Origin of the sequence: Streptomyces sp. R11 (assembly GCF_041051905.1) — a bacterium.
Classification (GTDB): Bacteria; Actinomycetota; Actinomycetes; order Streptomycetales; family Streptomycetaceae; genus Streptomyces.
This window is the reverse complement of the sequence record NZ_CP163432.1, coordinates 8,443,807-8,466,912: the sequence shown is the minus strand read 5'-3', so window position 1 is coordinate 8,466,912 and position 23,106 is coordinate 8,443,807. Positions and strand designations below refer to the sequence as shown.

The 23,106-nt window shown below is 70.7% G+C and carries 18 protein-coding genes; 11 read left to right on the top strand and 7 right to left on the bottom strand.

What is annotated here, in order from left to right; genetic code table 11:
• The first annotated feature begins 239 nt into the window (after window positions 1-239).
• From AB5J55_RS39180 to AB5J55_RS39160, 5 genes are all read left to right on the top strand, one after another.
• Entirely contained in the window at window positions 240-809 is a 570-nt protein-coding gene (locus AB5J55_RS39180) for a hypothetical protein (RefSeq protein WP_369275189.1), read from the top strand.
• A 202-nt stretch (window positions 810-1,011) separates the two neighbouring features.
• Window positions 1,012-2,604: a cytosine permease gene (locus AB5J55_RS39175; protein WP_369275188.1), complete on the top strand. Its 1,593-nt coding sequence runs from the start codon at window positions 1,012-1,014 to the stop codon at window positions 2,602-2,604.
• Window positions 2,601-3,296: an alpha/beta fold hydrolase gene (locus AB5J55_RS39170; protein WP_369275187.1), complete on the top strand. Its 696-nt coding sequence runs from the start codon at window positions 2,601-2,603 to the stop codon at window positions 3,294-3,296. The genes AB5J55_RS39175 and AB5J55_RS39170 overlap by 4 nt, the downstream gene beginning before the upstream one ends.
• 73 nt (window positions 3,297-3,369) lie before the next feature.
• Window positions 3,370-4,539 (top strand): lactate 2-monooxygenase, encoded by a 1,170-nt coding sequence (locus AB5J55_RS39165; protein WP_369275186.1) that lies wholly within the window; start codon window positions 3,370-3,372, stop codon window positions 4,537-4,539.
• The gene (locus tag AB5J55_RS39160) at window positions 4,536-5,513 is read left to right on the top strand and encodes a 2-hydroxyacid dehydrogenase (protein ID WP_369275185.1); all 978 of its coding nucleotides are present in this window, start codon (window positions 4,536-4,538) and stop codon (window positions 5,511-5,513) included. The genes AB5J55_RS39165 and AB5J55_RS39160 overlap by 4 nt, the downstream gene beginning before the upstream one ends.
• Window positions 5,514-5,560: 47 nt before the next feature.
• Here AB5J55_RS39160 and AB5J55_RS39155 read toward each other — a convergent pair whose 3' ends face one another.
• The 3 genes from AB5J55_RS39155 to AB5J55_RS39145 all read right to left on the bottom strand — a co-directional run bounded on the left by AB5J55_RS39155 (window position 5,561) and on the right by AB5J55_RS39145 (window position 8,257).
• Complete coding sequence (locus tag AB5J55_RS39155) at window positions 5,561-7,177, bottom strand: RICIN domain-containing protein (protein ID WP_369275184.1); 1,617 nt, start codon at window positions 7,175-7,177, stop codon at window positions 5,561-5,563.
• 453 nt (window positions 7,178-7,630) lie between these two features.
• Window positions 7,631-8,008: a toxin Doc gene (locus tag AB5J55_RS39150; protein ID WP_369275183.1), complete on the bottom strand. Its 378-nt coding sequence runs from the start codon at window positions 8,006-8,008 to the stop codon at window positions 7,631-7,633.
• Between the two features lie 3 nt (window positions 8,009-8,011).
• Window positions 8,012-8,257: a hypothetical protein gene (locus AB5J55_RS39145; RefSeq protein WP_093909931.1), complete on the bottom strand. Its 246-nt coding sequence runs from the start codon at window positions 8,255-8,257 to the stop codon at window positions 8,012-8,014.
• A gap of 206 nt (window positions 8,258-8,463) precedes the next feature.
• Between AB5J55_RS39145 and sigJ the strand changes: the two genes are divergently transcribed.
• The 3 genes from sigJ to AB5J55_RS39130 all read left to right on the top strand — a co-directional run bounded on the left by sigJ (window position 8,464) and on the right by AB5J55_RS39130 (window position 11,804).
• Window positions 8,464-9,390 carry an RNA polymerase sigma factor SigJ gene (gene sigJ / locus AB5J55_RS39140; RefSeq protein WP_369275182.1) on the top strand — a complete coding sequence of 309 codons (927 nt, stop codon included), beginning with the start codon at window positions 8,464-8,466 and terminating at the stop codon, window positions 9,388-9,390.
• Window positions 9,387-10,868 (top strand): cytochrome bc complex cytochrome b subunit, encoded by a 1,482-nt coding sequence (locus AB5J55_RS39135; protein WP_369275181.1) that lies wholly within the window; start codon window positions 9,387-9,389, stop codon window positions 10,866-10,868. The genes sigJ and AB5J55_RS39135 overlap by 4 nt, the downstream gene beginning before the upstream one ends.
• A gap of 147 nt (window positions 10,869-11,015) precedes the next feature.
• The gene (locus AB5J55_RS39130) at window positions 11,016-11,804 is read left to right on the top strand and encodes an acyl carrier protein (RefSeq protein WP_369275180.1); all 789 of its coding nucleotides are present in this window, start codon (window positions 11,016-11,018) and stop codon (window positions 11,802-11,804) included.
• A 70-nt stretch (window positions 11,805-11,874) separates the two neighbouring features.
• Here the strand turns inward: AB5J55_RS39130 and AB5J55_RS39125 are convergent, their stop codons facing one another.
• The gene (locus AB5J55_RS39125; protein WP_369275179.1) at window positions 11,875-14,118 is read right to left on the bottom strand and encodes a glycoside hydrolase family 9 protein; all 2,244 of its coding nucleotides are present in this window, start codon (window positions 14,116-14,118) and stop codon (window positions 11,875-11,877) included.
• Between the two features lie 335 nt (window positions 14,119-14,453).
• Between AB5J55_RS39125 and AB5J55_RS39120 the strand changes: the two genes are divergently transcribed.
• Together AB5J55_RS39120 and AB5J55_RS39115 are read left to right on the top strand one after the other, a co-directional pair.
• Window positions 14,454-16,829 (top strand): SpoIIE family protein phosphatase, encoded by a 2,376-nt coding sequence (locus AB5J55_RS39120; protein WP_369275178.1) that lies wholly within the window; start codon window positions 14,454-14,456, stop codon window positions 16,827-16,829.
• A 52-nt stretch (window positions 16,830-16,881) separates the two neighbouring features.
• The gene (locus AB5J55_RS39115; protein WP_369275177.1) at window positions 16,882-17,568 is read left to right on the top strand and encodes a DUF4232 domain-containing protein; all 687 of its coding nucleotides are present in this window, start codon (window positions 16,882-16,884) and stop codon (window positions 17,566-17,568) included.
• A 19-nt stretch (window positions 17,569-17,587) separates the two neighbouring features.
• On the opposite strand, the gene AB5J55_RS39110 is transcribed toward AB5J55_RS39115, so the two are convergent.
• Both AB5J55_RS39110 and AB5J55_RS39105 read right to left on the bottom strand, forming a co-directional pair.
• Window positions 17,588-19,834 carry a ricin-type beta-trefoil lectin domain protein gene (locus AB5J55_RS39110; RefSeq protein WP_369275176.1) on the bottom strand — a complete coding sequence of 749 codons (2,247 nt, stop codon included), beginning with the start codon at window positions 19,832-19,834 and terminating at the stop codon, window positions 17,588-17,590.
• Between the two features lie 345 nt (window positions 19,835-20,179).
• Entirely contained in the window at window positions 20,180-21,112 is a 933-nt protein-coding gene (locus AB5J55_RS39105) for a helix-turn-helix domain-containing protein (protein WP_369275175.1), read from the bottom strand.
• A gap of 64 nt (window positions 21,113-21,176) precedes the next feature.
• Between AB5J55_RS39105 and AB5J55_RS39100 the strand changes: the two genes are divergently transcribed.
• Window positions 21,177-21,998 carry a phytanoyl-CoA dioxygenase family protein gene (locus tag AB5J55_RS39100; protein WP_369275174.1) on the top strand — a complete coding sequence of 274 codons (822 nt, stop codon included), beginning with the start codon at window positions 21,177-21,179 and terminating at the stop codon, window positions 21,996-21,998.
• 30 nt (window positions 21,999-22,028) lie between these two features.
• Here the strand turns inward: AB5J55_RS39100 and AB5J55_RS39095 are convergent, their stop codons facing one another.
• Window positions 22,029-22,997, bottom strand: coding sequence for an aldo/keto reductase (locus tag AB5J55_RS39095; RefSeq protein WP_369275173.1), 969 nt, complete (start codon window positions 22,995-22,997; stop codon window positions 22,029-22,031).
• Window positions 22,998-23,106: the final 109 nt, after the last annotated feature.

Below are 23,106 nucleotides of genomic sequence, written 5' to 3'. Positions count from 1 at the left end.
GCGCCGAAACTCACATCGACACCACGGGTTTCAGTAACCTTGCGTATTGAAGCAGTGGCGTGAAGTAACGGAGTTCGAACGTTCCAACGCCGAAACCTGGCGGTTCTTGATCGTTCCAAGTCGCCGAGTGGCCTGATCTCGCATGCTCATTAATAGGCCTGAAACATTCCGGTTGAGCCCTCGGCTGACACGCCCCGACGCCTCTTGTATTCACGGCCGAGTCGAGTAATCGTGATTACATGATTACCAGCGAACAACGAGAGAAGCTGCGCGGCTGGTTCGCCGGCCGCCTGCCGGACGACCTCTTCGAGGAGCTGGCCGAGGTCACGGTCGACCGCGAGGAGATCACTGTGATCGGCCGCATCCCCGCACCTCAGCTGGCTGAGGGCGGCTCGGCCGCCGAGCGGGAGGCCGCCGTGGAGGGCCGGATCCAGGAGTTCCGGGAGCGCACCCGGGAGACCCGGATCGAGGTGGCCCGCGAGGCGGAGCACCGATTCCGCAGAAAGGTTTCCTGGGGCGTGGAGTGCGACGGTGAGCGCGCCATGTTCACGCACATCGCCGCCCCCGTGATGACCCGGCTCCGGCAGCCCGAGCGCCAGGTCCTCGACACCCTGATCGCCGGCGGGGTCGCCCGCAGCCGCAGCGACGCCCTCGCCTGGTGCGTACGCCTCGTCCAGCGGCACACGGACGACTGGCTCACCGAACTGCGCGAGTCACTGGAGAACGTCCAACGGGTGCGGGCACAGGGGCCGGACGCGCCGACCGCACCGGACACGGACGCGGAGGAGGCACCCAAGGACGGCGACTGATGGAGGTTTCGTCCACTCACGGCACCGAAGATGGATGAACCGTCCTCTGGTGCGGCTCCCGCAGGCCGCCTTACCGTCTGCAGACCCCCGAGAGGACGGCATCCGCGCTGCCCGCGCACCCCAGCGGCAGCGGCAGGCACCGGACGTCGGCCCCGCCGCGCCACAACGCGCTCCACCGCCCCGCCCACGCTGGAGCCCTCCCTTGTCCCCACAGGCCCAAAGCCCCTCCCCCGCGCCCTCCTTGACCGAGGTCGAGACACACGGCGTCGACCGCATCCCCGACGCCGAACGCAGCGCCTCCCCGCTGGACCTGTTCCGCCTCGCCTTCGGTGGTGCCAACACCTTCTCCACCTGTGTCCTGGGCGCCTTCCCGATCCTGTTCGGCCTCTCCTTCTGGCAGGGCCTCGCGGCCACGCTCCTCGGGGTCGTCGCGGGTGCGCTGATCCTGTGCCCCATGGCCGTGTTCGGACCGGTCAACGGCACCAACAACGCCGTCTCGTCCTCCGCGCATCTCGGTGTGCACGGCCGAGTGGTCGGCTCGTTCCTGTCCCTGCTGACGGCCGTCGCGTTCTTCTCCATCTCGGTGTGGAGTTCGGGCGACGCCCTGGTCGGCGGAGCGCACCGGCTCTTCGGCCTGCCGCGCGGCGACCTGTCGTACGTCGTCGCGTACGCCCTGTTCGCGGGGCTGGTTCTCGCGGTGTGCGTGTACGGGTTCCGCTTCATGCTGTTCGTCAACAAGGTCGCCGTGCCCACGGCGAGCGTGCTGTTCCTGGTCGGCGTGGTCGCGTTCGCCGGTGACTTCGACCCGTCGTACACGGGCGTCTTCACGGCCTCCGCGGACGCGGCGACCCAGTCGCTGTTCTGGCCGTCCTTCATCGGCGCGGCTCTGATCGTGCTGTCCAACCCCGTCTCCTTCGGGGCGTTCCTCGGCGACTGGTCGCGCTACATCCCGGCGAGCACCCCGCGCCGCAAGGTGATCGGCGCCGCGTTCCTGTCGCAGATCGCGACGCTGCTGCCGTTCCTGTTCGGCCTGGCGACCGCGAGCATCATCGCCGCCAAGGTTCCGGAGTACGTCGATCCGGCGGCGCCCGACTTCGTGGGCGGCCTGCTGGCGATCTCGCCCGGCTGGTACTTCCTGCCGGTGTGTCTGCTGGCGCTGATCGGCGGCATGGCGACGGGCACGACCGCGCTGTACGGGACCGGCCTCGACTTCTCCTCGGTGTTCCCGCGGCTGTCGCGGGTGCAGGCGACACTGCTGGTCGGCGCGCTGTCGATCGGATTCATCTTCGTCGGGCGGTTCGGCCTCGACCTGGTGCAGTCGATCTCGACCTTCGCCACCATGATCATCACCTGCACCACGCCGTGGATGGTCGTCATGATGCTCGGCTACTGGACCCGTCGCGGCTGGTACGACCCCGACGCCCTCCAGGTCTTCAACCGGCGTCAGCGCGGCGGCCGTTACTGGTTCGCGCACGGCTGGAACTGGCGGGGCATGACCGCCTGGTGGGTGTCGGCGCTGCTCGGCGTGTTGTTCACCAACATTCCGGGCCAGTTCGTCGGCCCGCTGGGCGATCTCGCGGGCGGGGTGGACATCAGCCTGCCGTTGTCGCTGGTCCTCGCGGCCGTACTGTTCCTCGCGCTGCTGCGGGTCTTCCCCGAGCCGAGGGCGGTGTACGGGCCGGAGGGGGCGCGGCTGGCCCGGACGGTCGAGGTGCCCGTACCGCCGATCACCGGGCCCGGCGCGAAGGGCGACGAGGAGCCGTTGTCAGACCCGTCCGCTACGTTGCGAGCATGACCAACTTCGTACTGGTGGCAGGGACGTGGCTCGGGGCGTGGGCCTGGGACGAGGTGGCGGGCGAACTGCGCGCCGCCGGCCACGACGTCCATCCCCTGACGCTGTCCGGACTCGCCGAGAAGCAAGGTGTTGCAGCCGGGCAGCAGACCCACGTCCAGGACATCGTGGCGGAGGTCGAGCGCCTCGATCTGCGGGACGTCGTCCTCGTCGGGCACAGCTACGCCGGCATTCCGGTCGGGCAGGCGGCCGGGCGGATCGGCGACCGACTCAGGCGTGTGGTGCTGGTCGACGCCAATGCCGCGGTCGACGGTGAGTCGTTCCTGTCGGGCTGGCTGAGCGACGAGGTGCGGGCGGCGATCGAGGACAACGGCGGCGTCTGGCCGCCGCTCTCGGCAGCCGACTTCGCGGGCCAGGGGATGACGGACGAGCAGATCGTCCGCATCGTCGACGGCTCCACCCCGCACCCGGGTGCCACGTTGACCGAACCGGCGGTCCTGCCACGCCCGCTGAGCGAGCATCCGGGCACCTACATCAAATGCCTGCTCGACGGCGACGAGCCGATGCCCGCCGCGGCCGAACTCCTCAAGGGCGACCGCTGGGAACTCGTGACCCTGGACACCGGCCACTGGCCGATGTTCTCCCAGCCGCGCGAACTGGCACGCATCCTGCACGAGTCAGTGGCGAGCCCCTGATCCACTCCCCCGCCTACCGGTCGGTATGGTCGGCGTACAGCGCGTTCTCAGTGACGAGAGGCGGGGCCTACGCATGGGCAAGCACTGGGCGGACTTCCAGTACGAGATCTATCTGAACGGGCTGACGGGGGTCGTACCCCGGCTGCCCACCGATCTGACCCGGCTGGAGGAGCTGACCGAGCAGCGCCTCGGTCCCGGTCCCGTCGGCTACGTGGCGGGCAGCGCGGGTGACGGCAGCACGGCCCGCGCCAACCGGGAGGCGCTGCGGCGGCGCCGGATAGTGCCACGCATGCTGCGGGACGTGCACGAACGGGACCTGTCCGTGGAGGTGTTGGGCCGCGCCCTGCCCGCTCCGCTGGCGCTGGCGCCGGTCGGGGTGCTGTCGATCATGCATCCGGACGCGGAGTGCGCGGCCGCCCGGGCCGCCGCCGCGCAGGGCGTGCCGTTCACCCTGTCCTCGGCGTCCAGCACCCCCATGGAACAGGTCGCGGAGGCGATGGGGGATGCCGAGCGCTGGTTCCAGCTGTACTGGCCGAAGGACCCGGAGGTGGCACGGAGTTTCCTGAACCGGGCGAAGGCCGCCGGGTTCACCGCGCTTGTCGTCACCCTGGACACGCCGATGCTGGCCTGGCGACCGCGTGATCTCGACCAGGCGTATCTGCCGTTCCTGCACGGCGTGGGCACCGCCAACTACTTCTCCGACCCGGCTTTCCAGGCGGGCCTGGCCAAGCCTGTGCACGAGGATCCGAACGCGGCGGTCATGCACTTCGTCGGCATGTTCTCGGACCCCGCGAAGACCTGGCCGGACCTGGCGTTCCTGCGGGAGAACTGGGACGGCCCGATCGTCCTGAAGGGCGTGGTGCACCCGGACGACGCCCGCGCGGCCGCCGACGCCGGGATGGACGGGGTCGTCGTCTCCAACCACGGCGGCCGCCAAGTCGCCGGCTCCGTCGGCGCGGCCGACGCTCTCCCCCGGGTGGTTGCGGCGGTCGGTGACCGGCTGACCGTGCTGTTCGACAGCGGCGTGCGCACCGGCGACGACATCTTCAAGGCCCTCGCGCTCGGCGCGCGGGCGGTGCTCGTCGGACGGCCGTACGCGTACGGGCTCGGCCTCGACGGACAGGCGGGCGTCGAGCACGTCATCCGCTGCCTGCTGGCCGAACTCGACCTCACCCTCGCCCTGTCCGGGCACGCCACCCCCGCCACGATCGGCCCCGCCGACCTCATCGAGGAATCCGCATGACCGTCACGAAGAACGTCCTCGCCGTCGTCTCGCCCCACGTGGGCGGGCGGGACATCGGAGCCGGACTGGCCACCCTCTTCCCCGAGGGAGCGGACGTCACCGTCGTCGAGGCGGCCGGCGAGGACCCGGCCGCCCTGCGCTCGGCGCACGTCGTCATCACCGCCCTCGCCCCGGTGACCGGCGAACACCTGGCCGCGGCACCGGAGTTGGAGCTCGTGCAGTGCGCGAGCCACGGCTTCGACTACGTCGATGTGGAGGCGGCGCGCGAGCGGGGCGTGCGGGTGTGCAACATCGGCTCCAGCGGCGCCGAGGCGCAGAACGTGGCCGAGCAGACTTTCGCTCTCATGCTCGCGCTGGCCAAGCAGATCGTTCCCGCCCACACCGCGCTCGTCGAGGCCGACTGGGCGCTCCCCCGGCTCCAGCAGTCGCTGACCGAACTGTCCGGCAAGACGCTCGGCATCGTGGGCCTGGGCCAGATCGGCCGGCAAGTGGCGCGCCGCGCCGCCGCGTTCGACATGAGCGTGATCTACACCGGACGGCGCCGAGTGCCGCCGGAGACGGAGGCCGAGTTCGGCGGCGCCCGCCATGTCCCGCTCGCCGAACTGCTGGGCACCTCCGACTACGTCTCCCTGCACACCCCGCTCACCGACGAGACCCGGCTCCTGCTGAACGCCGAGCGGCTGGCGCTCCTCAAGCCGACGGCGTTCGTGATCAACACCGCACGGGGCGCCCTGATCGACCAGGACGCCCTCGCGGACGCGCTGGAGAAGGGCGCCGTGGCCGGGGCGGGCATCGACGTCTTCGACCCCGAACCGCCCACCCCGGCGCTGCGCCTGCTCCGCGCCCCGAACGTGGTGCTCTCCCCCCACGTCGGCGGTGTCACCCGCGAAACCCTCATCCGCATCGCCCTGGCCGCCGTCCAGAACGTGACGGACTTCCTCTCCGGCGGGGCGCCGCGGGATGTGGTGAACTAGGCCGGCCTCGCAGGGGCGCCCGGGGGCTCGGGTCGTCCCCAGGCGTCCTACGCCTTCTGTTCCCCCAATCGAACCGACCGCGCCGCAGGCGTCTCGGCCTCGGCGCTCGACAGCGACCCGGGGTTGGCGGACGTTGCCGGATCGGTGAGCCAGCGCTGGGCGTCGGAGCCCTCGCGGACCTTGACGACGATCTCGGCGCCGTCGTCCGCCGCCGTGGCCGCCAGGGCGAGCTGCTCGTCCCAGCGGGGCAGCAACTCGCCCCGGGCGGTGAGGTCGTAGCGCACGTCGTCGCCCCGCTCGGAGTCCTCACCGGCGCACTTGCCGAGGATCACGACGCCCGCGTCCACGTGCGAGTCGAGGCACAGATCGGGGTCCGCCACGCTGCGCAGCCTGCCGTCCTTCTCGTACGACCACTGCTGGGTGTCGTCGGCCGAGCACTCGGCCAACCTGGTCCCGGCCCCCTCCTTCGGCTCGCCCCGGATGTCGAGGCACAGGTCGGCGTCGGCATTGCGCAACCTGGTCTGCCGCGGGGCGTTGGGGAGTTGGGCCGTGCCGGGCGGCGCGGAGGACACGGCCGGGGGCAGCTGGGTTCCGGTGCCGCCGCCGGTGGCTGAGGCGGCCGGGTCGACCCCGTCGTCGTCGGACAGCAGACCGGCGGCGAGCATGATGGCGATCAGCCCGGCCGAGGCCAGGCCCACACCCGTGAGCAGCGTCCGTGAGGAACGCGGCGCACCGGGCGGCCTGCGAACCTGCGCGGGGATCCGCGACAGCAGACCACGTCGTCCGGCGCCGTGCCGGGCGGAGCCGCGTGCGCGGGGTCCGTCGGACTTGGTACGCCCCGGTCTGGTGTCGAGATAGCGGCGCGCGCCCCAGCCGAGCACCGCCTCGGCGATGAGCACGCCCAACCCGCCCTCGAAATGACTCAGTTGTTCGGCGGCGTTACGGCAGTAGCGGCACTCCGCCAGATGCTGCTGGACATCCGGCAGCAAGGCCCCGCCCCGGCGAATCGGGACGTCGAGGAGGCGGTTGTAGAACCGGCAATCCTTCGTCGGCGCGAGTTCCCGATGAGCATGTACACAACCTTCGCGGAATTTATCACGCATTTGTTCGAGCGCAGCCGAGGCGGTAACGGTATCCATGCCCAACAGACCGGCGGGCACACTTACCGGCTCGGCCTCCACCTCGGTATGCCAGAGCAGACATCGGGCAAGTCCCGGAAGCGCCTGGAATGACCGATCGGCGAGCTTGCGATTTTCGGGCGTCATGGACTTCGCGGTACGCATACCGCGCCCGCCCGCGGGTTTCCCCAGCTCCGGCAGAACGCTCGCTATTCGCTCGTCGGCCGACCACTGCCGCACCGCGTCCCGGACCGCGACAAGGAGCCGGGGGCGCAGGGCGGTGGCCGGCTCGCCCAGCGCCAGGCGGTCGAGCACCTGGTGGAAGGCGGCGGCGGTGACCATGTCGGCGGTGGTCCCCGGGGAGGCGAGGCAGATCACCGCGTACTCGTGGGCCGGTTGCCAGTGCCGCGCCATCAACAGCGCGACGGAGGGAGCGGCCTCGCCGTCCGGACGGCCCCGGAGCCGGCCGGCGAGACCTTCGTCGGATTCCTCCGGAACCCCGCCGGGCGGCGGGTAAGGAGGGCGAGGGGGGTGGGGGGTGGGCACTGAACGGATTCCTTCCCACGCTCATGACTCAGAAGTTCTGATCGCCGAAAAGGACCGAGCGGCTTGGTGTGCACCTCTTCGGCATGGGCGCGGGGAGCGCGAATTCACCAAAGCCCATCGATCCGGTTTCCCACGGAACACATGAGCCCCGGCCTTTCCACCCCCCGCGGACGGTTCACCCTTGCACAGCGCACGGATGGCCAACAAGCCACTCGGGCAACATCCGCCCCTTTGAAAGAAAGTCAGAAACGGCGGCAACTGGCCACCCCTGCGTGAGCTTTCGACATTCCATGCGCCCCGTGTGAATCCCCCGCACGCGCCGGAGCACCACGCGCGCTGCCCGGCGCGCACGCCGGCGTAGTCCACTGGGATCGGCCCACTCGGAAGGCCTCGTTCCTCCCGCCCTCGGTCGGCGGCCCCTGAGGCGGGAGGAACGGGGATCGCCGACCGCCCTCAGATCTGCCAGGAGCGCAGCCGGTCCGCGGCGCCGTACACGTCTGCCTTGCCGGAGATCAGGTCACGCGCGAGGTCGACGAGGGCGCCGTAGGGCGGGTCGATGCCGACGCCGCTGACGAACATGTAGGCCACCGCGGACGCGCAGGCGAAGCGGGCGTTGGCCGAGGGAAGCGGCTTGAGCAGGGCGAGGGTGTGCAGCAGGGCTGCGGCCCGCCAGGCCGGGTCGGAGTCGACGCCCAGACGGGGCGGATCCACGCGATGGCGCGCGACGGCGGCGACCAACGCGGAGAAGTCGTTGACCGTGGGCTGGTCCGGCAGGACCTCTTCGTGCCGCTGGAGCAGCCAGGGCACGTCGATATGAATGACGGGTGCCATCGGTCAGGCGGCCCGTCCCGCGCCCTTGGCGGACGGCTCGTCGTCGGGGAAGGCGGCCGCGAATTCGTCGGCGTGCGACGCGAAGAACCGGCGGAACGCCTCGGCACCCTCCTGCAGCGCCCGGTGCCGGGCTATGTCGGCCGCGGCGGCCTCCCGCACGAGCGCCTTCATCGACGTACCGCGTTCCTTGGCGATCTGCCGCAGGTCCTCTAGCTCGCGGTCGCTGAACTCCACATTGAGAGCTGGCATGCCTTCACGGTACCGCTCGGGTACTTACGCGTAAATACGCGCAGGTCAGATGTGATCCACGCCGGTACCAGGCGGGTTCGGAGCCCTCGGTTCGGCACGCGGTACCCGTCGCATGGCCGAGACGTGGGTCACATTCAACGGTGGGATGTCACATTCAGGCCCCCGACGGGCCTCGCAGTAGTGAGCGCGCACTGGGAGGCCCACGCATGTCCGACACCCCCGTACCCGTCACCGACGACGCGACCGGCGTCTTCGTCGAGCATCGCGAGCTGATGTTCGGCGTCGTCTACAACATGCTCGGCAGCGTCGCCGACACCGAGGACGTACTCCAGGAGACCTGGCTGTCGTGGACGGCGCGGAACGAGGGCGCGCCGCTCGACGGCGTCGACAACCCGCGGGCGTATCTCGTGCGGATCGCCGTCAACCACGCGCTGACCCGGCGGGCCGCGATCAGCCGCCGCCGTGAGACGTACGTCGGCCCGTGGCTGCCCGAGCCGCTGGTCGCGGGCGGCGAGGAGGACGGCGCCGACGATCCGGCCCTGCGCACCGAGTCCGTGTCGCTGGCGATGCTGGTCGTCCTGGAGTCGCTGACGCCGCTGGAACGCGCGGTGTTCGTGCTGCACGAGGTGTTCGGATACCCGCACACGGAGATCGCGCAGATCATCGACCGCAGCCCGGCGGCCGTACGGCAGTTGGCGCATCGGGCGCGGGGGCATGTACATGCGCGACGGCCGCTGTACGAGGCGCATCCACGGGTGCGACGGGAGGCGACGGAGCGGTTCGTACGGGCCGCGGTGGGCGGGGACCTCGCCGCGCTGATGGAGATCCTCGCACCGGACGTGACGGTGTGGACGGACGCCGGCGGCAAGCGGAAGCCGGCGGCACTGCGTCCCGTGCACGGCAGGGACAAGGCGCTCCGGTTCTTCGGCTCGTACGCGCGCAAGGGCGGGGCGGGAGGGCTCCGGCTGGACTATCGGCGCGTCAACGGCGACGACGCCGTGATGCTGTTCCAGGGCGAGGAGCCGTACGCCGTCCTGGTCCTGGATCTCACGCCGGATGGCGACCGGGTGTCCGGTGTCTACGTCATCAGCAACCCCGACAAGCTGACCCACGTGCGCCGGGAGGAGGCGTGAGCGCCCGGGAGCTGCCCGCGGGCCGGGGTGAGCGGGTCGCGGACTGGTTCGACGGGCGGCTCGGCATCCACTCGCTCGGCCGGAAGTACCTGCGCAAGGTCTTCCCGGACCACTGGTCCTTCCTGCTCGGCGAGATCTGCCTGTACAGCTTCGTCGTCCTGATCCTGACGGGTGTGTACCTCACCTTCTTCTTCCATCCGTCGATGAACGAGGTGACGTACCACGGCAGTTACCTGCCGCTGAACGGCGTGCGCATGTCCGAGGCGTACGCGTCCACCCTGGACATCAGTTTCGACGTGCGGGGCGGGCTGCTGATGCGGCAGTTGCACCACTGGGCGGCGCTGGTCTTCGTCGCCGGGATGCTCACGCACATGATGCGGCACTTCTTCACGGGGTCGTTCCGCAAGCCGCGCGAGATCAACTGGCTGTTCGGCTGGACCCTGCTGTTCCTGGGCCTGTTCGAGGGCCTGTTCGGCTACTCACTGCCGGACGACCTGCTGTCGGGGACGGGGCTGCGGTTCGTGAACGGGGCGCTGTTGTCCGTGCCGATCGTCGGGACGTATCTGTCGATGTTCCTGTTCGGCGGGGAGTTCCCGGGTCATGACGTCGTGGCCCGCTTCTACTCGCTGCACATCCTGGTGATCCCCGGCATCATGGCAGCGCTGGTCGTGGCGCACGTCCTGCTGGTCGTGTACCACAAGCACACGCAGTTCGCGGGTCCCGGGCGCACCGAACGCAACGTCGTCGGGGCTCCGTTCATGCCGGTGTACCTGGCGAAGGCGGGCGGTTTCTTCTTCCTGGTCTTCGGCGCTCTCACCGTGATCGCGGCGGTGGCGTCGATCAACCCGGTCTGGTCGTACGGCCCCTACCGCGCGGACCAGGTCTCCACCGGCGCCCAGCCCGACTGGTACCTGGGCTTCGCCGAGGGGCTGGTCCGCATCATGCCGGGCTGGGAGATCACCCTGTGGGGCCACACGCTCGTCCTCGGCGTGCTGATCCCGGTCGTGGTCTTCCCGCTGCTGCTCGTGTTCATCGGCGTGTATCCCTTCCTGGAGGCGTGGATCACCGGCGACAAGCGCGAGCACCACCTCCTCGACCGCCCCCGCAACCGCCCCGTCCGCACGGGCATCGGGGCGGCCTGGACCAGCCTCTATCTGATCCTCCTGGCCGGCGGCGGCAACGACATCGTGGCGACCCGGCTCCACCTGTCGATCAACGCGGTGACCTGGGCGATCCGGATCGCGGCGCCGACCGTCCCGGTGCTCGTGTTCGTCGTCACCCGGCGCATCTGCCTGGGACTCCAACTCCAGGACAGAGAAAGGGTGTTGCACGGCCGGGAGACCGGCGTGATCAAGCGGCTTCCGCACGGCGAGTACGTCGAGGTGCACCAACCGCTGGACCAGGCCGCACTGCACACGCTGACCGCCCACGAACGGCCGGGCCAACTCGTGGAGCACGAGCCGCGGAGGAACCAGTAGGTGACCTGCCACCGAACTTCGGGTTCACCAGCGGTGTATTTCTGAAATGCCGTACAACCTCCGGTGATGTCCCGGGTGTCACACCCATGCCGGCACACCCCCGCACGCTCCCGGCACGACATCACGCCTCACCACAACGGAGTTCTCGTGCGTATGCGCTTACTGGCCGCTCGACCGATCGCCGCGGCGGCACTCACCCTGCTCGCGAGCGCGGTGGTCGTACCGTCCGCCCACTCGGCGGACCGGGACTACACGGTGACCCTCACCACCAGCACCGACACCACCGACTTCGACCACCGCACCGTCGACCTCACCGGGACACTGACCGGCCCGGACGGGACGCCCGCCGCGAACCACCCGGTCCAGCTCGAGCAGTCCGTTCTGTTCAGGACCTGGAACCCGTGGGGCGACCCCATCGACCCGACGGAATGGGAGACCCGCAGCCTGGGCACCGTCCGCACGGACGCCGAGGGACGCTTCAAGCTGAAGGACGTGCCGGCGGACCGCTGGGACGGCCGGCCGAGCCTCTATCCCAACCCCCGCCACGAGGTGATGTTCCGTGCCATGTACGACACGGACAACCCCACCGACGGCCAGATGGCGTTCGCGGACGCGGAGGTGAGCGTCCAGCCCGTCGCGAGCTCCCTGAGCTACCGGGTCAGCAACATCATCGTGCGCCCCGGCATGCGCCTGACCGTCACCGGCAAGGTCACCTGGCCCGCCGGGCACGGACCGGTCGAAGGTACCCGGGTGTTCCTGCGGCAGTACTTCGAGACCGAGTACAACGCGCAGACCACCACGGACGCCGACGGAAACTTCACGATCAACACCACGGTCCGCGGCTACGACAACGAGTTCGTGCTCTTCTCGGCGCCCAAGGACTACTACATATCCGGCGTGACCAAGGAACTCCCGATCAAGAACATCACCCGGTAGCAGCCACCGGTCACTGCCGTGAGCCCGCCGCCGCACCTCGCGACCGCGGGCTCACGGCCCTCGTGTCGGGCTATCCCTGGCCGGCCACGAAGGAGGCCATCCGGGTCAGGGCGGAGTTCCAGTTGATCGTGTGCTCGTTCGTCGACCAGGACTGGATGTCGTCGATGTAGCAGAACTGACCGACGCAGCCCTGGAGTTTGCTCTGCGCGTAGGGGTCCTGGATGCTCGAGTTCGGCCCGCCGGCGAGCGTGCCGACCGGCGGGTTCGGCTGGCTCGGGTCCAACTGGTGGGCATACCAACGGGCGTGCTGATTACGGGAGTTGACCTCGCCGTAGCCGGTCACGTACGAGATGTTCAACGCGTTGCGGCCGAGCAGATAGTCCATGCTCTGCACGGCGCCGTCGCGGTACTTCGAGGCACCCGTGATGTCGTAGGCGGTCGCGATGACGACGGCGTTGTGCAGGATCTGGTGGTTGGATCCCCAGTCGTAGAGGTTCTCGGGCGGGGCGTAGGGCATGCCGTACGCCTGCGACTTCAGCGTGGCCAGATAGCGGTCCGCTCCCTTGATCACGGACTGGCGCACCTTGTCCCGCCCGGGCAGCCCGCTCGGCACGGTCGCGAGGTCCAGCCGGGCCGCTGCCGCCGTCCTGGCCCAGTCGTAGCCGAGGGGGCCGAAGATGTCGGCCGTGTGGACCGGCGAGTTGAGGACGTGGTCCGCGAACTCCTTGTCCCCCGTACTGAGATACAGCTCCGCCGCGGCCCAGTAGAACTCGTCGGTGACGTTGTTGTCGGCGTAGGTGCCGCCGCCGATGCCGTCGCTCTCGGAGGCGTACCGGTCGGGGTGCGCCAGCGCCGCCGACCACGCCTTCCGTGCCGCGGCCAGGGTCTTCGCCGCGAACTCCTTGTCGTAGGGCCGGTACAGGCGCGCCGCCTGCGCGGCCGTCGCCGCCAGGTTCAGGGTCGCCGCGGTGGACGGCGGATGCAGTTCCCGCTTCTGCGGATCGGCGCTCGGCAGCAGTGGCAGGCCCGTCCACTGCTCGTCGTGGATCTTGTGGTGCGCCATGCCGGCCAGTGGCTGCCCCGCGGGCACCTGCATCTTCAGCAGGAACTCCAGCTCCCAGCGGACCTCGTCGAGGATGTCCGGCACCTTGTTGCCGCTCTCCGGGATGGCGAGCGTGCCGTCGCCCAGCTTCTGCGGCTCCCCGGTGCGGGCCAGCCGTTCGCGTTCGTACGTGCTCAGCAGCTCCCACACGGAGATGCCGCCGTTGACGACGTACTTGCCGTGGTCGCCGGCGTCGTACCAGCCGCCTGTGGCGTCCAGCGTGTAGTCGCAGACGCCCGGCTGGCAGGGCACGTTGCCGTCGCCCTGGTTGGGTGCGACGTCGACGTGTCCGGCGGGGCGGGCGTAGCCCGGGCGCAGATCGTCGCGGATCGCGATGCCGCTGCGCTGCGTGTAGTAGTACTTCACGGCGTCGAGGCGCAGCCGCTCGTAGGCGGCCGTCCCGATGCCGAAGGGACGGCTCGTCTCCCCGTCGGCGACGAGTGTGAAGCCCTCGCCCTGCTTGCGGTAGGCGCCGAAGTCGATGGAGTGGACGTTCTGCGCGGAGGAGGCGTCGGTGCCGCGCGGCACGGTCCAGCCGTGGGCCACCACGGTCCCGGAGGCGTTCTTTAGCTGCCAGGGCAGCCTTCCGGTCGCGTCGGTGACCAGCGTGGCGTTCTTCGGCCCGGCGGGCAGATAGGCGACCTGGTTCACCCGCACCCGCGGCCCGGTGTCCGGCTCGTACACCTCGGGCGGGACACCACCCAGCAGCGAAGCGTCGTCCATGCAGAAGCGCCACGCGTCCGCGCTGCCGCCGAGCTGGAAGGCGACCTGGCCCTGCGGCGTGCCGACGGGCGAGGTGAAGGTGTACGCGTAGGAGTTCCCGGAGACGCTCAGTTGCGGCGTCACCTCGAAGTAGGTGTCGTACGGCGCCGCCGACAGGCCGACGATCGCCCGCACGACATGCCCCTCGGGCGAACCGTTCGCAGTGAAGGAGAAGCGGTACGACTCCCCCTTCACCAGGGCGATGCCGTTCTGTCCGACGGCCGCGTCCCAGGGGTTGGCGGTGCCGCCGGGCACGTCGGCGCAGAGCTGCCCGTCGGACAGGCCCGCGGTGACGTTGCTGCTCGTCCACCACGGCTCGGTGGTGGTGTCGAAGGTGCCGTTCTTGAGCTGCTCGGCCTCATCGGCGCCGGCCGGTGCGGCCGGGAGTGCGGTGAGTCCCGCCGCCAGCAGGGCCGTCAGGGACAACAGGGTGGTTCTGCGTCGTTTCACGTCTGGGCTCCTCGGGGGAGGTACGGGTGACGCTCGCGGTGGGAGCGCTCCCAGAGGCGGACGGTGCCATGCTTGTTGGCGACATGACACCCCGTCAACGGTCCGGACGGAACGCTTCGCCGGATTGTGCGGCGATGGCCGCCTGTTGCGCGCGCCCTCATCAGACCTCAGAAGCACTCATCACTGAGTCGTTGACAGCCTGATTCCGCTGGGACACGACGCCGAGCAGTCAAGGTGCGCGCGAACGTTCCAGTACGGGCGCGTCGCCGACGCACTAGGCTGGAGCCGAGCTGACACGCTTGATCACCGTGAGTGTGCGCGTTGGAGTGGCGAGCATGAGCCCGGAGTACCCGTTCGACGAGGCCGCGACGGCCCGGGCGGTCATCGACGACTACGGTGTGCTCGTCGAGTGGAACGCCGGTGCCGAGCGACTGCTGGGCCACCGGGCCGCCGAGGTGGTGGGGCGCCCGGCCGCGGAGCTGCTGGCCGACGAGCAGGGGAGCGGCGTCCCGTCGGGCGAGCGCTGGGACGGCATCCTCACCCTGCGCCGTCGCGAGGGCGGCACCGTCACCGTGTGGGTGCTCGCTCACCGTGTACGGCTGAAGCGTGACGGCCCCTTTCGGTGGCTCGTGGTCACGCCGCTCGAAGGGCAGGGCCCGCGTCCCCCGGACGATCCGCTGGACCATGTCGGGCTCCTCGAGTCCCCCTGCGCCATCGCCATCTACGACGAACGCCTCCGGGTGCGCAGGATCAACGCCGTCATGGCGGAGGTCCTCCAGCTCTCCGAGGAGCACGTGCAGGGGCTGCGGGCGCCCGAGCTGACCGGCAGACGTCAGAGCTACGACATCGAACGGCAGCTTCTTCGCGTGCTTACCACAGGCCAGGGCACCGACGTGCGGGCATACGTCCCGGTCGGCGGTGACATGACCCACGTCTGGCTGGCCCGAGTGGCCCCGATCACCGACGCCAAGGGGCGAGTGCGCGGCGTGTCCGTCGCCGCGCACGACTTCACCGAGCAGTACATGGCCCAGGAGCGACTGCAGCTGGTGAACGAGGCCAGCGTCCGCATCGGCACCACCCTCGACGTCACGCGCACGGCACAGGAACTGGCGGACATCTGTGTCCCCGCCCTGGCCGACTTCGTCAGCGTCGATCTGCTGGACCCGCCGGAGCACGGCGAGTCGCCCACCGGCCGCCCGACCGCCCCGATCAACCTGCGGCGGGCCGCGCACCGGTCCGTCAACACGGGCAGCCCCGAAGCCGTCGTCAAGCCGGGCCATGTGGATGCGTACCCCGCCCCCTCGCCGCAGGCGGACGCGCTAGTGGCGGGCCACACCATCGTGGCCTCGACGTCGACCGACGACCTCGCGCAGTGGCTCGCCTGGGACCCCGAGCGCACCGAGCGGATCAAGGCGTACGGCATCCACACCACCATGTCCGTGCCGATCCAGGCGCGCGGCACCACCCTTGGGGTCGCCGTGCTCAGCCGGTTCAAGAACCCCAAGCCGTTCACGCCCGACGACGTGCTGCTGGCCGAGGAGGTCACGGCACGCGCGGCCGTCTGCATCGACAACGCCCGCCGCTACTCCCGTGAACGCGAGACCGCCCTCGCCCTGCAGCGCAGCCTGCTGCCCCGGTCCCTGCCTCGCACCGCCGCGCTCGAAGCGGCCTCGCGCTATCTCCCGGCGGCGCGCTCCGGCGTGGGCGGCGACTGGTTCGACGTGATCCCGCTGTCCGGGATGCGGGTGGCGATGGTCGTCGGGGACGTGGTCGGCCAAGGCGTCCAGGCCTCGGCCACCATGGGCCGGCTGCGCACCGCCGTGCGCACCCTGGCCGACATCGACCTCGCGCCCGACGAGCTGCTGACCCACCTCGACGACCTGGTCGTACGGCTGTCCGACGAGGCGGGCACCGAGGGCAGCTCCGGCGACGTCGGTGCCACCTGCCTGTATGCGGTGTACGACCCGGTCTCCCGGCGCTGCACGCTGGCCCGGGCCGGGCACCCGTCGCCCGTCATGGTCCCGCCCGGGGGCGAGCCGCGGGAGATCGAGCTGCCCGCCGGGCCGCCACTGGGTTTGGGCGGGCTGCCGTTCGAGTCCGCCGAGATCGAGCTGCGCGAGGGCACGGTGCTGTCCTTCTACACCGACGGCCTGATCGAGACCCGCGTGCGTGACGTCGACGCCAGCCGCGCGCTCCTGTGCGAAGCGCTGGCGTCCTCCTCCGACTCACTGGAGGAGACCTGCGACCGCGTCCTGAGCGCCCTGCTCCCGACGGGGGGCGTCGCGGACGACGTGGCCCTGCTGCTGGCCCGTACTCAGGGGCTGCCCGCCTCACGGGTCGCGACCTGGGACATCCCGGCGGACCCGGCGCTCGTCGCACCCATCCGCAAGCAGGTCCTGGAGCAGCTCGACATCTGGAATCTGAGCGAGGCGTCGTTCACGGCCGAGCTGGTGGTGAGCGAGCTGGTCACGAACGCCATCCGCTACGGCATCCACCCCATCCGGCTCCGGCTGATCCATGACGCGCGGACGCTGATCTGCGAGGTGTCCGACACCAGCCACACGGCACCGCATCTGCGCCGCGCCAAGACCTTCGACGAGGGTGGCCGCGGACTGCTGCTGGTCGCTCAGCTGACCCAGCGCTGGGGGAGCCGGCACACGCCGGACGGCAAGACGATCTGGGCGGAGATGGGGCTCCTCGGCGAGGGGTGACTCCTTGATGTCGGGTGACTACTCGGCCGGAAAACGGGGAGTCGTGACAGACATGGGACGTGCACGGACACTCCACGCCTTACACCGAGCGACTCCCCTCGTGAGCGCCGTCGCGCTGGTGAGCCTGCTGGCCGGCTGCGCCAACGGCGCCGACTCCACGGGCACCGCACAGACACCGGCCGACACGAGCGGGCGTACGACCGGACCGCCCACGGCCGGTACCGGGAGCCCCACGACCGGGCCCGGCACGACCGGACCTGCCCCGACCGGGACGGGCCCCGCCGACACCGGCAGCCCCGTGACCCAGTCGGGCGCCGCCGCTCCGCGCTGCCACACCTCCGAGCTGCGCGCGAGGATCGGCCGCCCCAGTCCGGGGGCCGGACAGCGCAACTTCCCGATCGTGCTGACCAACACGACCGAACGCACCTGTACGGTCCGCGGCTACCCCGGTGCCGCCTTCGTGGACGCGTCCGGCAACCAGCTCGGCCCGGACCCGAAGCGCTCCCCCGACACACCGACGGCCGTCACGCTGGCCCCCGGCCAAAGCGCCTGGGCGGGGCTGTCCTTCGCCAGCCCCGAGATCAGCGGGGCCCGTACGGCCCTGCCGACGGCGCTGCGCGTGACGCCGCCCGACGAGCGGGAGTCCATCGAGGTGAAGTGGACGGCCGGTGAGGTGCCCGTGGCCGGGAACGAGTCCTCGGTGCGACTGACGGTGCTCCAGCCCGGGACCGGCGGCTGATCAGTCGGTACGGCCAGGTTCAGCGGCGGCCGCCACCGCCGTATCCGTAGCCGCCGTATCCGCCCTGGCCGCCATGTCCTCCGTACCCGCCGGACCCCCCGTACCCGCCTCCGGACCAGCCGTTCCGGCCGTCCGAGGAGCAGGAGTACGGGTAGTAGTAGCAGGACGCGTCGCTCGGGGCCGGGCTCGTGGACGTCGGCTGCGATGCCGTCGGGGTCGCGGACAGGGTCGGTGTCGGCGTCTTCGACGGGCGGGGGGTGGGGGTCGGGGTCGGGTCGGCCGTCTTCACTCTCTCCGCCGCCGAGTCCCAGTTGACCACCTCCAGCTGGAGCTCCGGCTTCGACGTGTCGACCACCCAGTGCTGGGCGTCGCTTTCGTCCTCGCGGGTCTTGAGCACCAGCGCGCCCGAACCGTCGGTGGCGGCGGGGCTCAGGGCGAGGTCCTGGTCGAAGCGCGGAACCAGGGTGCCCTGGAGCGTGAAGTCGTAGCGGACGTTCTTGGTCGCGGAGTCGGTGGCACCCGAGCAGGGGGCCAGCCGGACCGAGTAGCCGAGGTGGGAGTCGAGGCAGAGATCGGGGTTCGCGCCGCTGCGCACCAGTCCGTCGGTCTCGTACGACCACTGCTGACCGGCCGCCGCCGAGGAGCACTTGGTGAGTTCGGTCTCCGCGTTCTTGACGGCCTTCCCGCCGACGACGCCGACGCAGAGCCCGGACCCGATGTTGTAGAGCCGGCCTTGCAGCTCGCCCTTCGCGGCCTCGGCGGCGCCCGCCCAGGAGGGGTTGCCGGTGGGGGAGCCCGTGCCGGGGCCCGGCGTCTCGGTGGGCCGGTCGTTCGCAGCCGGAGCGGAACCGTCTCCGGATCCGTTGGTGGACCAGATGACGAGCGGGAGGACGACGAGGGCGCTGACGGTCGCGACGGCCGCGGTGAGGTTGCGACGCCGGGCGGCACGGCGGGCGGCCTTGAGGGCCACGCGACCGGAGCAGGTGCGGGTGGCGGTGGCGGTGGCACCGGAGCGTGTGGCGGTGACGGGGTCGGCCTTCCGAGCCGCCCTGCGGGTGGTTCGGGGGCCGGCCTCCGCAGGGGAGGAGACCGTGTCCGGGGCGGCGAAGGACTCGCCCGCAGGGGCGAAGGGCTCGCCCGCCGCGGCGAAGGGCTCACCGGCGGGGGCGGTAGGCCCACCCGGGAAGACCGATGCCTCTCCGGCAGGGGCCGGCGGCTCACCACCGGGGGCGAAGCTCTCTGCGGCAGGGGCACGGCGCCTGCGGCCCGCAGAGGCACGCGAATTCACCGGGGAAGCGGGAGCAGTTCCGGGGGCGGCTTGCGGGGCGGCAGAGACATCTCCCGGCGGCGCGAAAGCGGCGGCGCCGTCCGCGAAGAACGACTCGCCGACGATCGGCGGTGCCGCGGCCGGCTCCGGCTCGGCAGGTGCCTCGGCCTGTCTCGCTCTCGACTTCAGATAGTCCCGCGCACCCCAGCCGAGCACCGCCTCCGCGAGTGCGGCGCCGAGTCCTTCGTTGAAGAAGGTGAGCTGGCCGGCGGCGTCGCTGCAGTGCTCGCAGCGGTCCAGGTGACCGCGCAGGTCGGGGTCGACGTCGACGCCGCCGCGCCGGTATGTCACATCCAGCATCCGCAGGTACTGCCGGCACTCGTGCTCGGGGGCCAGCTCGCGGTGGACCTGGAGGCACTCCTCGCGCAACCGCTCGTTGGCGCGGCCCAGTTCGACGCGGGCGGACTCCGCGTCGAGGCCGAGCAGTCCGGCCGGCACGGCGAGCGGTTCGGCCTCGACCTCGGTGTGCCACAGCAGGCAGCGGGCCGACTGGGGGATCCTCTGGAAGGCCCCGGACAGCAGTCGGCGGTTCGCGGGCGGCAGCAGGCGGGCGGCCACGCGCTCCGCGCCCTCCGCCTCGGACTGCAGCGCGGGGTGGAGCAGCTCCCGTCTGCGGTCGGTGTCCCACTCCGCCGCGATTCGGCGCACGGTGACGAGCAGTTGAGGGCGCCACGCGGCCGTCGGTCCGGTCTGTCGCAGCGTTTCGCCGAAAAGCCGGGTGAATGCCGCGGTGGTGAGCATTCCCGCGGAGCGGGCGTCGGCGGTGCACAGCCGTGCGTAGGCGAATCCCGCTTCCCAGTGCCGGTCAAGGAGTTCACCGACGGGATGCAGCGCCGGTGTCACCCCGGTCCACTTCTTCAGTTCGGCGCTCAGTTGAGCATCCGTCACATCAAAGAGGCGGGCGTCGCTGGGGGAATTCGACAGGCCTGCGTCACGCACGGCGGCATTCCTCCGGAGGGCATGCGGCATTGAAGGTCCATACCAATGAGTATGCTCCGGACGCGGCTCTTGTGAAGCGCGGGCGCGGGGGGAGCGAGACACACCTTTGCACAGGTCAGGGACAGAGAACAACCGGTTCCAGTTTTTGCGCATTGCGTGCCCGGCGCTCACTATTTGACGAGTGGTCAATAAGCGGCAGGAACATTGCGGCGTATCGGCAAGGCAATTGGAAACGGTATTCACTCAACGCCCTTTCGGGCCACCCCCGGGAACCATTGAGCAGGCGATCTCCGACTTTTTTGCCTGGTCATGCGGATGCGGAGGCCTTCACCACTCCTTCACAAGTCAGCTGCCAACCATTGGCCCACTCCCCCGGTACGCGCCCGGCGGTCTCCCGTACCGATCACGGAACACCCGGTTGAAGTGAAACGGGCTGGCGAACCCCGAGGCGGCCGCGACGCGTTCCACGGACAGGTCGGTGCTCTCCAGCAGTCGGGCGGCGTGCCGCAGCCGCGCCTCCCGCAGCGCGCGCATCGGGGACTGCCCGATTTGCTGCGTGAAGAGGTGCGCGAACCGGGAGGGCGAGAGCGCGACGTGCCCGGCGAGCGAGTGGACGGTGTGCGGTGCAGTCGGGTCGGCGGCGATCAGCGCCTGCGCGCGGCGCACCCGGTCGTCCACGCCGGGCCGCGGCGGCTCGGTCCCCGCGGCGCCCGCCGTGAGCAGGACGACCTGCTCCAGGGAGCACAGGGCGAGCTCGCGGGCCGCGGTGCCGTGGGCCACGGCGACCGACTCCTCCCCCGGTTCCTCCCCCGGCGCGGTCACCGGCGGCGCCTCCGTGCCCGTCCAGCGGGCATCGTCGAGCATCCGGCGAAACGCCGCCTCGATACGGCCGTGCACGGCGTCCGGCGTCGGCGTGACGACGTACATCCCCGCACCCGCGTCGTACGGGCGCAGCCAGGACCGCCAGGAGGGGCGGGCCTGGCAGTGAACCCACCAGAAGGCCCAGCGCGGCGCGCCCGGGGCAACCCCGTAGCCGTGCGCGACGCCGGGCGCGAGCACCACCAGGTCCCCCGCCCCGGCCCGCGTCTCGGTGCCCCCGTGCCGCAGGCGGCCCTGGCCGCCGGTCGTCCAGGTGAACAGCCAGCTGTCGGCACCACCCGGCCGGTTGATCCCGTAGGCCGGCGGCTGGTCGAAGTGGCCGACCACCACCAGGCCCGGTGGCGGTGCGGGGGCGCCGGGTGCAGCAGCCTCGGGCAATCCGTCAGCGCTCACAGTCATCCCCCTCGGGCGGGCGTCGGCCTAGCGTGGTCCGTGTGAGGACACCGGACCGAGGAGTGGACGCATGACAGCCGCGGACATGGGCACCCCCGACGCCCCCATCCTGCCCGAGGCCGGGCTCCGCCGGTTCCGGGAGGACGGCTTCACGGTCGTACGCGGACTGTTCGGCCGCGACGAGATCGCCCGGTTGTGCGCCCGGTTCGCGGCGCTGCACGCGGCCGGGCCGGTGCCCGGGCACTTCGAGCCGCGTCCCTCCGACAGCGACCCGCTGCGCGCGTATCCGAGGGTGATGCACCCGCACGAGATCGACGAGCTGTCCCTGCGGGTGCTCCTCGACGCGCGGCTGCGCAATGTGCTGGAGGTGCTGCTCGGAGAGGAGGTGCTGGCGGCGCAGAGCATGTTCTACTTCAAGCCGCCGGGGGCCCGGGGGCAGGCGCTGCACCAGGACAACTTCTATCTGCGGGTCGAGCCGGGCACCTGCGTGGCGGCGTGGATCGCCTGCGATGTGATCGACCGTGACAACGGCGGGCTCGAAGTCGTCCCCGGCACGCACGAGATGGATGTGTTCTGCCCGGAAACGGCGGACGCCGAGGTGTCCTTCGCCCGGGAGTACGTCCCGCCGCCGCCCGGTCTGGCGGCCGTGCCCGTCGACATGGAGCCGGGGGACGTCCTGTTCTTCAACGGCAGCCTGGTACACGGTTCGCAGCCCAACCGCACGCCGGACCGGTTCCGCCGTTCGTTCATCGGCCACTACGTGGGGCGTTCGACCGAGCGGATCGGTGAGCACTACCGGACTCTGTCGATGAGCGGAGATCGTGTGCCCTTGGCGGAAAGTGAAGGGGCGGGCCCGTGCGGCACCGAGTTCTCGCCGCACGGGCCCCACTAGCCAGTGACCGAGTGGTCAGGGACCGAGCAGTCAGTGACCGATGACCGGATGCGGCGCGTACGGCTGCTGGAGCTCCTCCAACTCCTTCTCGGTGAGCTCCAGTTCGACCGCGGCCGCGGCGTCCTCGAGGTGCTGCGGCTTGGCGGCGCCGATGATCGGGGCCGTCACCGTGTCCTGGTGCAGCACCCAGGCGAGGGCGACCTGGGCGCGCGGAACGCCGCGTTCGTTCGCCACCCGGGTGACGGCCTCGACGACGACCCGGTCGCTGTCGACGTACAGCCGGCTGCCGAAGTTGTCGCTCGCGCTGCGGTCGGTGACCGTGCCCCAGTCCCGGGTGAGCCGGCCGCGCGCCAACGGGCTCCACGGCAGCACGCCGACTCCCTGGTCGGCGCAGAGCGGCAGCATCTCGCGCTCCTCCTCGCGGTACAGGAGGTTGTAGTAGTTCTGCATCGAGACGAACTTGGTCCAGCCGTGCCGCTCGGCCGTGTGCTGCATCTTGGAGAACTGCCAGGCGTACATCGAACTCGCCCCGATGTAACGCACCTTGCCCGCCTTGACCAGGTCGTGCAGCGCCTCCATCGTCTCCTCGACCGGGGTGTGCGGGTCGAAGCGGTGGATCTGGTACAGGTCGACGTAGTCGGTGCCGAGGCGGGCGAGGCTGTGGTCGATCTCGGTCATGATGGCCTTGCGGGAGAGCCCGGCACCGTTCGCCCCGGGTCGCATCCGGCCGTTGACCTTCGTCGCGAGCACGATCTCGTCCCGGCGCGCGAAGTCGCGCAGCGCCTTGCCGACGATCTCCTCGCTGGTGCCGTCGGAGTAGACGTTGGCGGTGTCGAAGAAGTTGATCCCGGCGTCGAGCGCCTGCCTGATCAGCGGCCGCGACGCCTCCTCGTCGAGGGTCCACTCGTGCGTGCCGCGGTCGGGGAGCCCGTAGGTCATGCAGCCCAGACAGATCCGCGACACGTCCAGGCCCGTCGAACCGAGCTTCACGTACTGCATCGTTGCTGCTCCTGCCCTCGGGGTGGGGTACCAGGGGGAGCGTACGTGGTCGGGCGCACTCGACGCCGGTTCCGTCAGCGGCGCCCCACGGGATCTCGTCACCGGGGTG

Excerpts from the sequence above, each read along its gene's own strand:
- AB5J55_RS39180 (WP_369275189.1), top strand. The coding sequence starts at position 240 with ATGATTACCAGCGAACAACGAGAGAAGCTGCGCGGCTGGTTCGCCGGC.
- AB5J55_RS39170 (WP_369275187.1), top strand. The coding sequence starts at position 2,601 with ATGACCAACTTCGTACTGGTGGCAGGGACGTGGCTCGGGGCGTGGGCC.
- AB5J55_RS39165 (WP_369275186.1), top strand. The coding sequence starts at position 3,370 with ATGGGCAAGCACTGGGCGGACTTCCAGTACGAGATCTATCTGAACGGG.
- AB5J55_RS39160 (WP_369275185.1), top strand. The coding sequence starts at position 4,536 with ATGACCGTCACGAAGAACGTCCTCGCCGTCGTCTCGCCCCACGTGGGC.
- AB5J55_RS39150 (WP_369275183.1), bottom strand. The coding sequence starts at position 8,008 with ATGGCACCCGTCATTCATATCGACGTGCCCTGGCTGCTCCAGCGGCAC.
- AB5J55_RS39145 (WP_093909931.1), bottom strand. The coding sequence starts at position 8,257 with ATGCCAGCTCTCAATGTGGAGTTCAGCGACCGCGAGCTAGAGGACCTG.
- sigJ (WP_369275182.1), top strand. The coding sequence starts at position 8,464 with ATGTCCGACACCCCCGTACCCGTCACCGACGACGCGACCGGCGTCTTC.
- AB5J55_RS39120 (WP_369275178.1), top strand. The coding sequence starts at position 14,454 with ATGAGCCCGGAGTACCCGTTCGACGAGGCCGCGACGGCCCGGGCGGTC.
- AB5J55_RS39115 (WP_369275177.1), top strand. The coding sequence starts at position 16,882 with ATGGGACGTGCACGGACACTCCACGCCTTACACCGAGCGACTCCCCTC.
- AB5J55_RS39105 (WP_369275175.1), bottom strand. The coding sequence starts at position 21,112 with ATGACTGTGAGCGCTGACGGATTGCCCGAGGCTGCTGCACCCGGCGCC.
- AB5J55_RS39100 (WP_369275174.1), top strand. The coding sequence starts at position 21,177 with ATGACAGCCGCGGACATGGGCACCCCCGACGCCCCCATCCTGCCCGAG.
- AB5J55_RS39095 (WP_369275173.1), bottom strand. The coding sequence starts at position 22,997 with ATGCAGTACGTGAAGCTCGGTTCGACGGGCCTGGACGTGTCGCGGATC.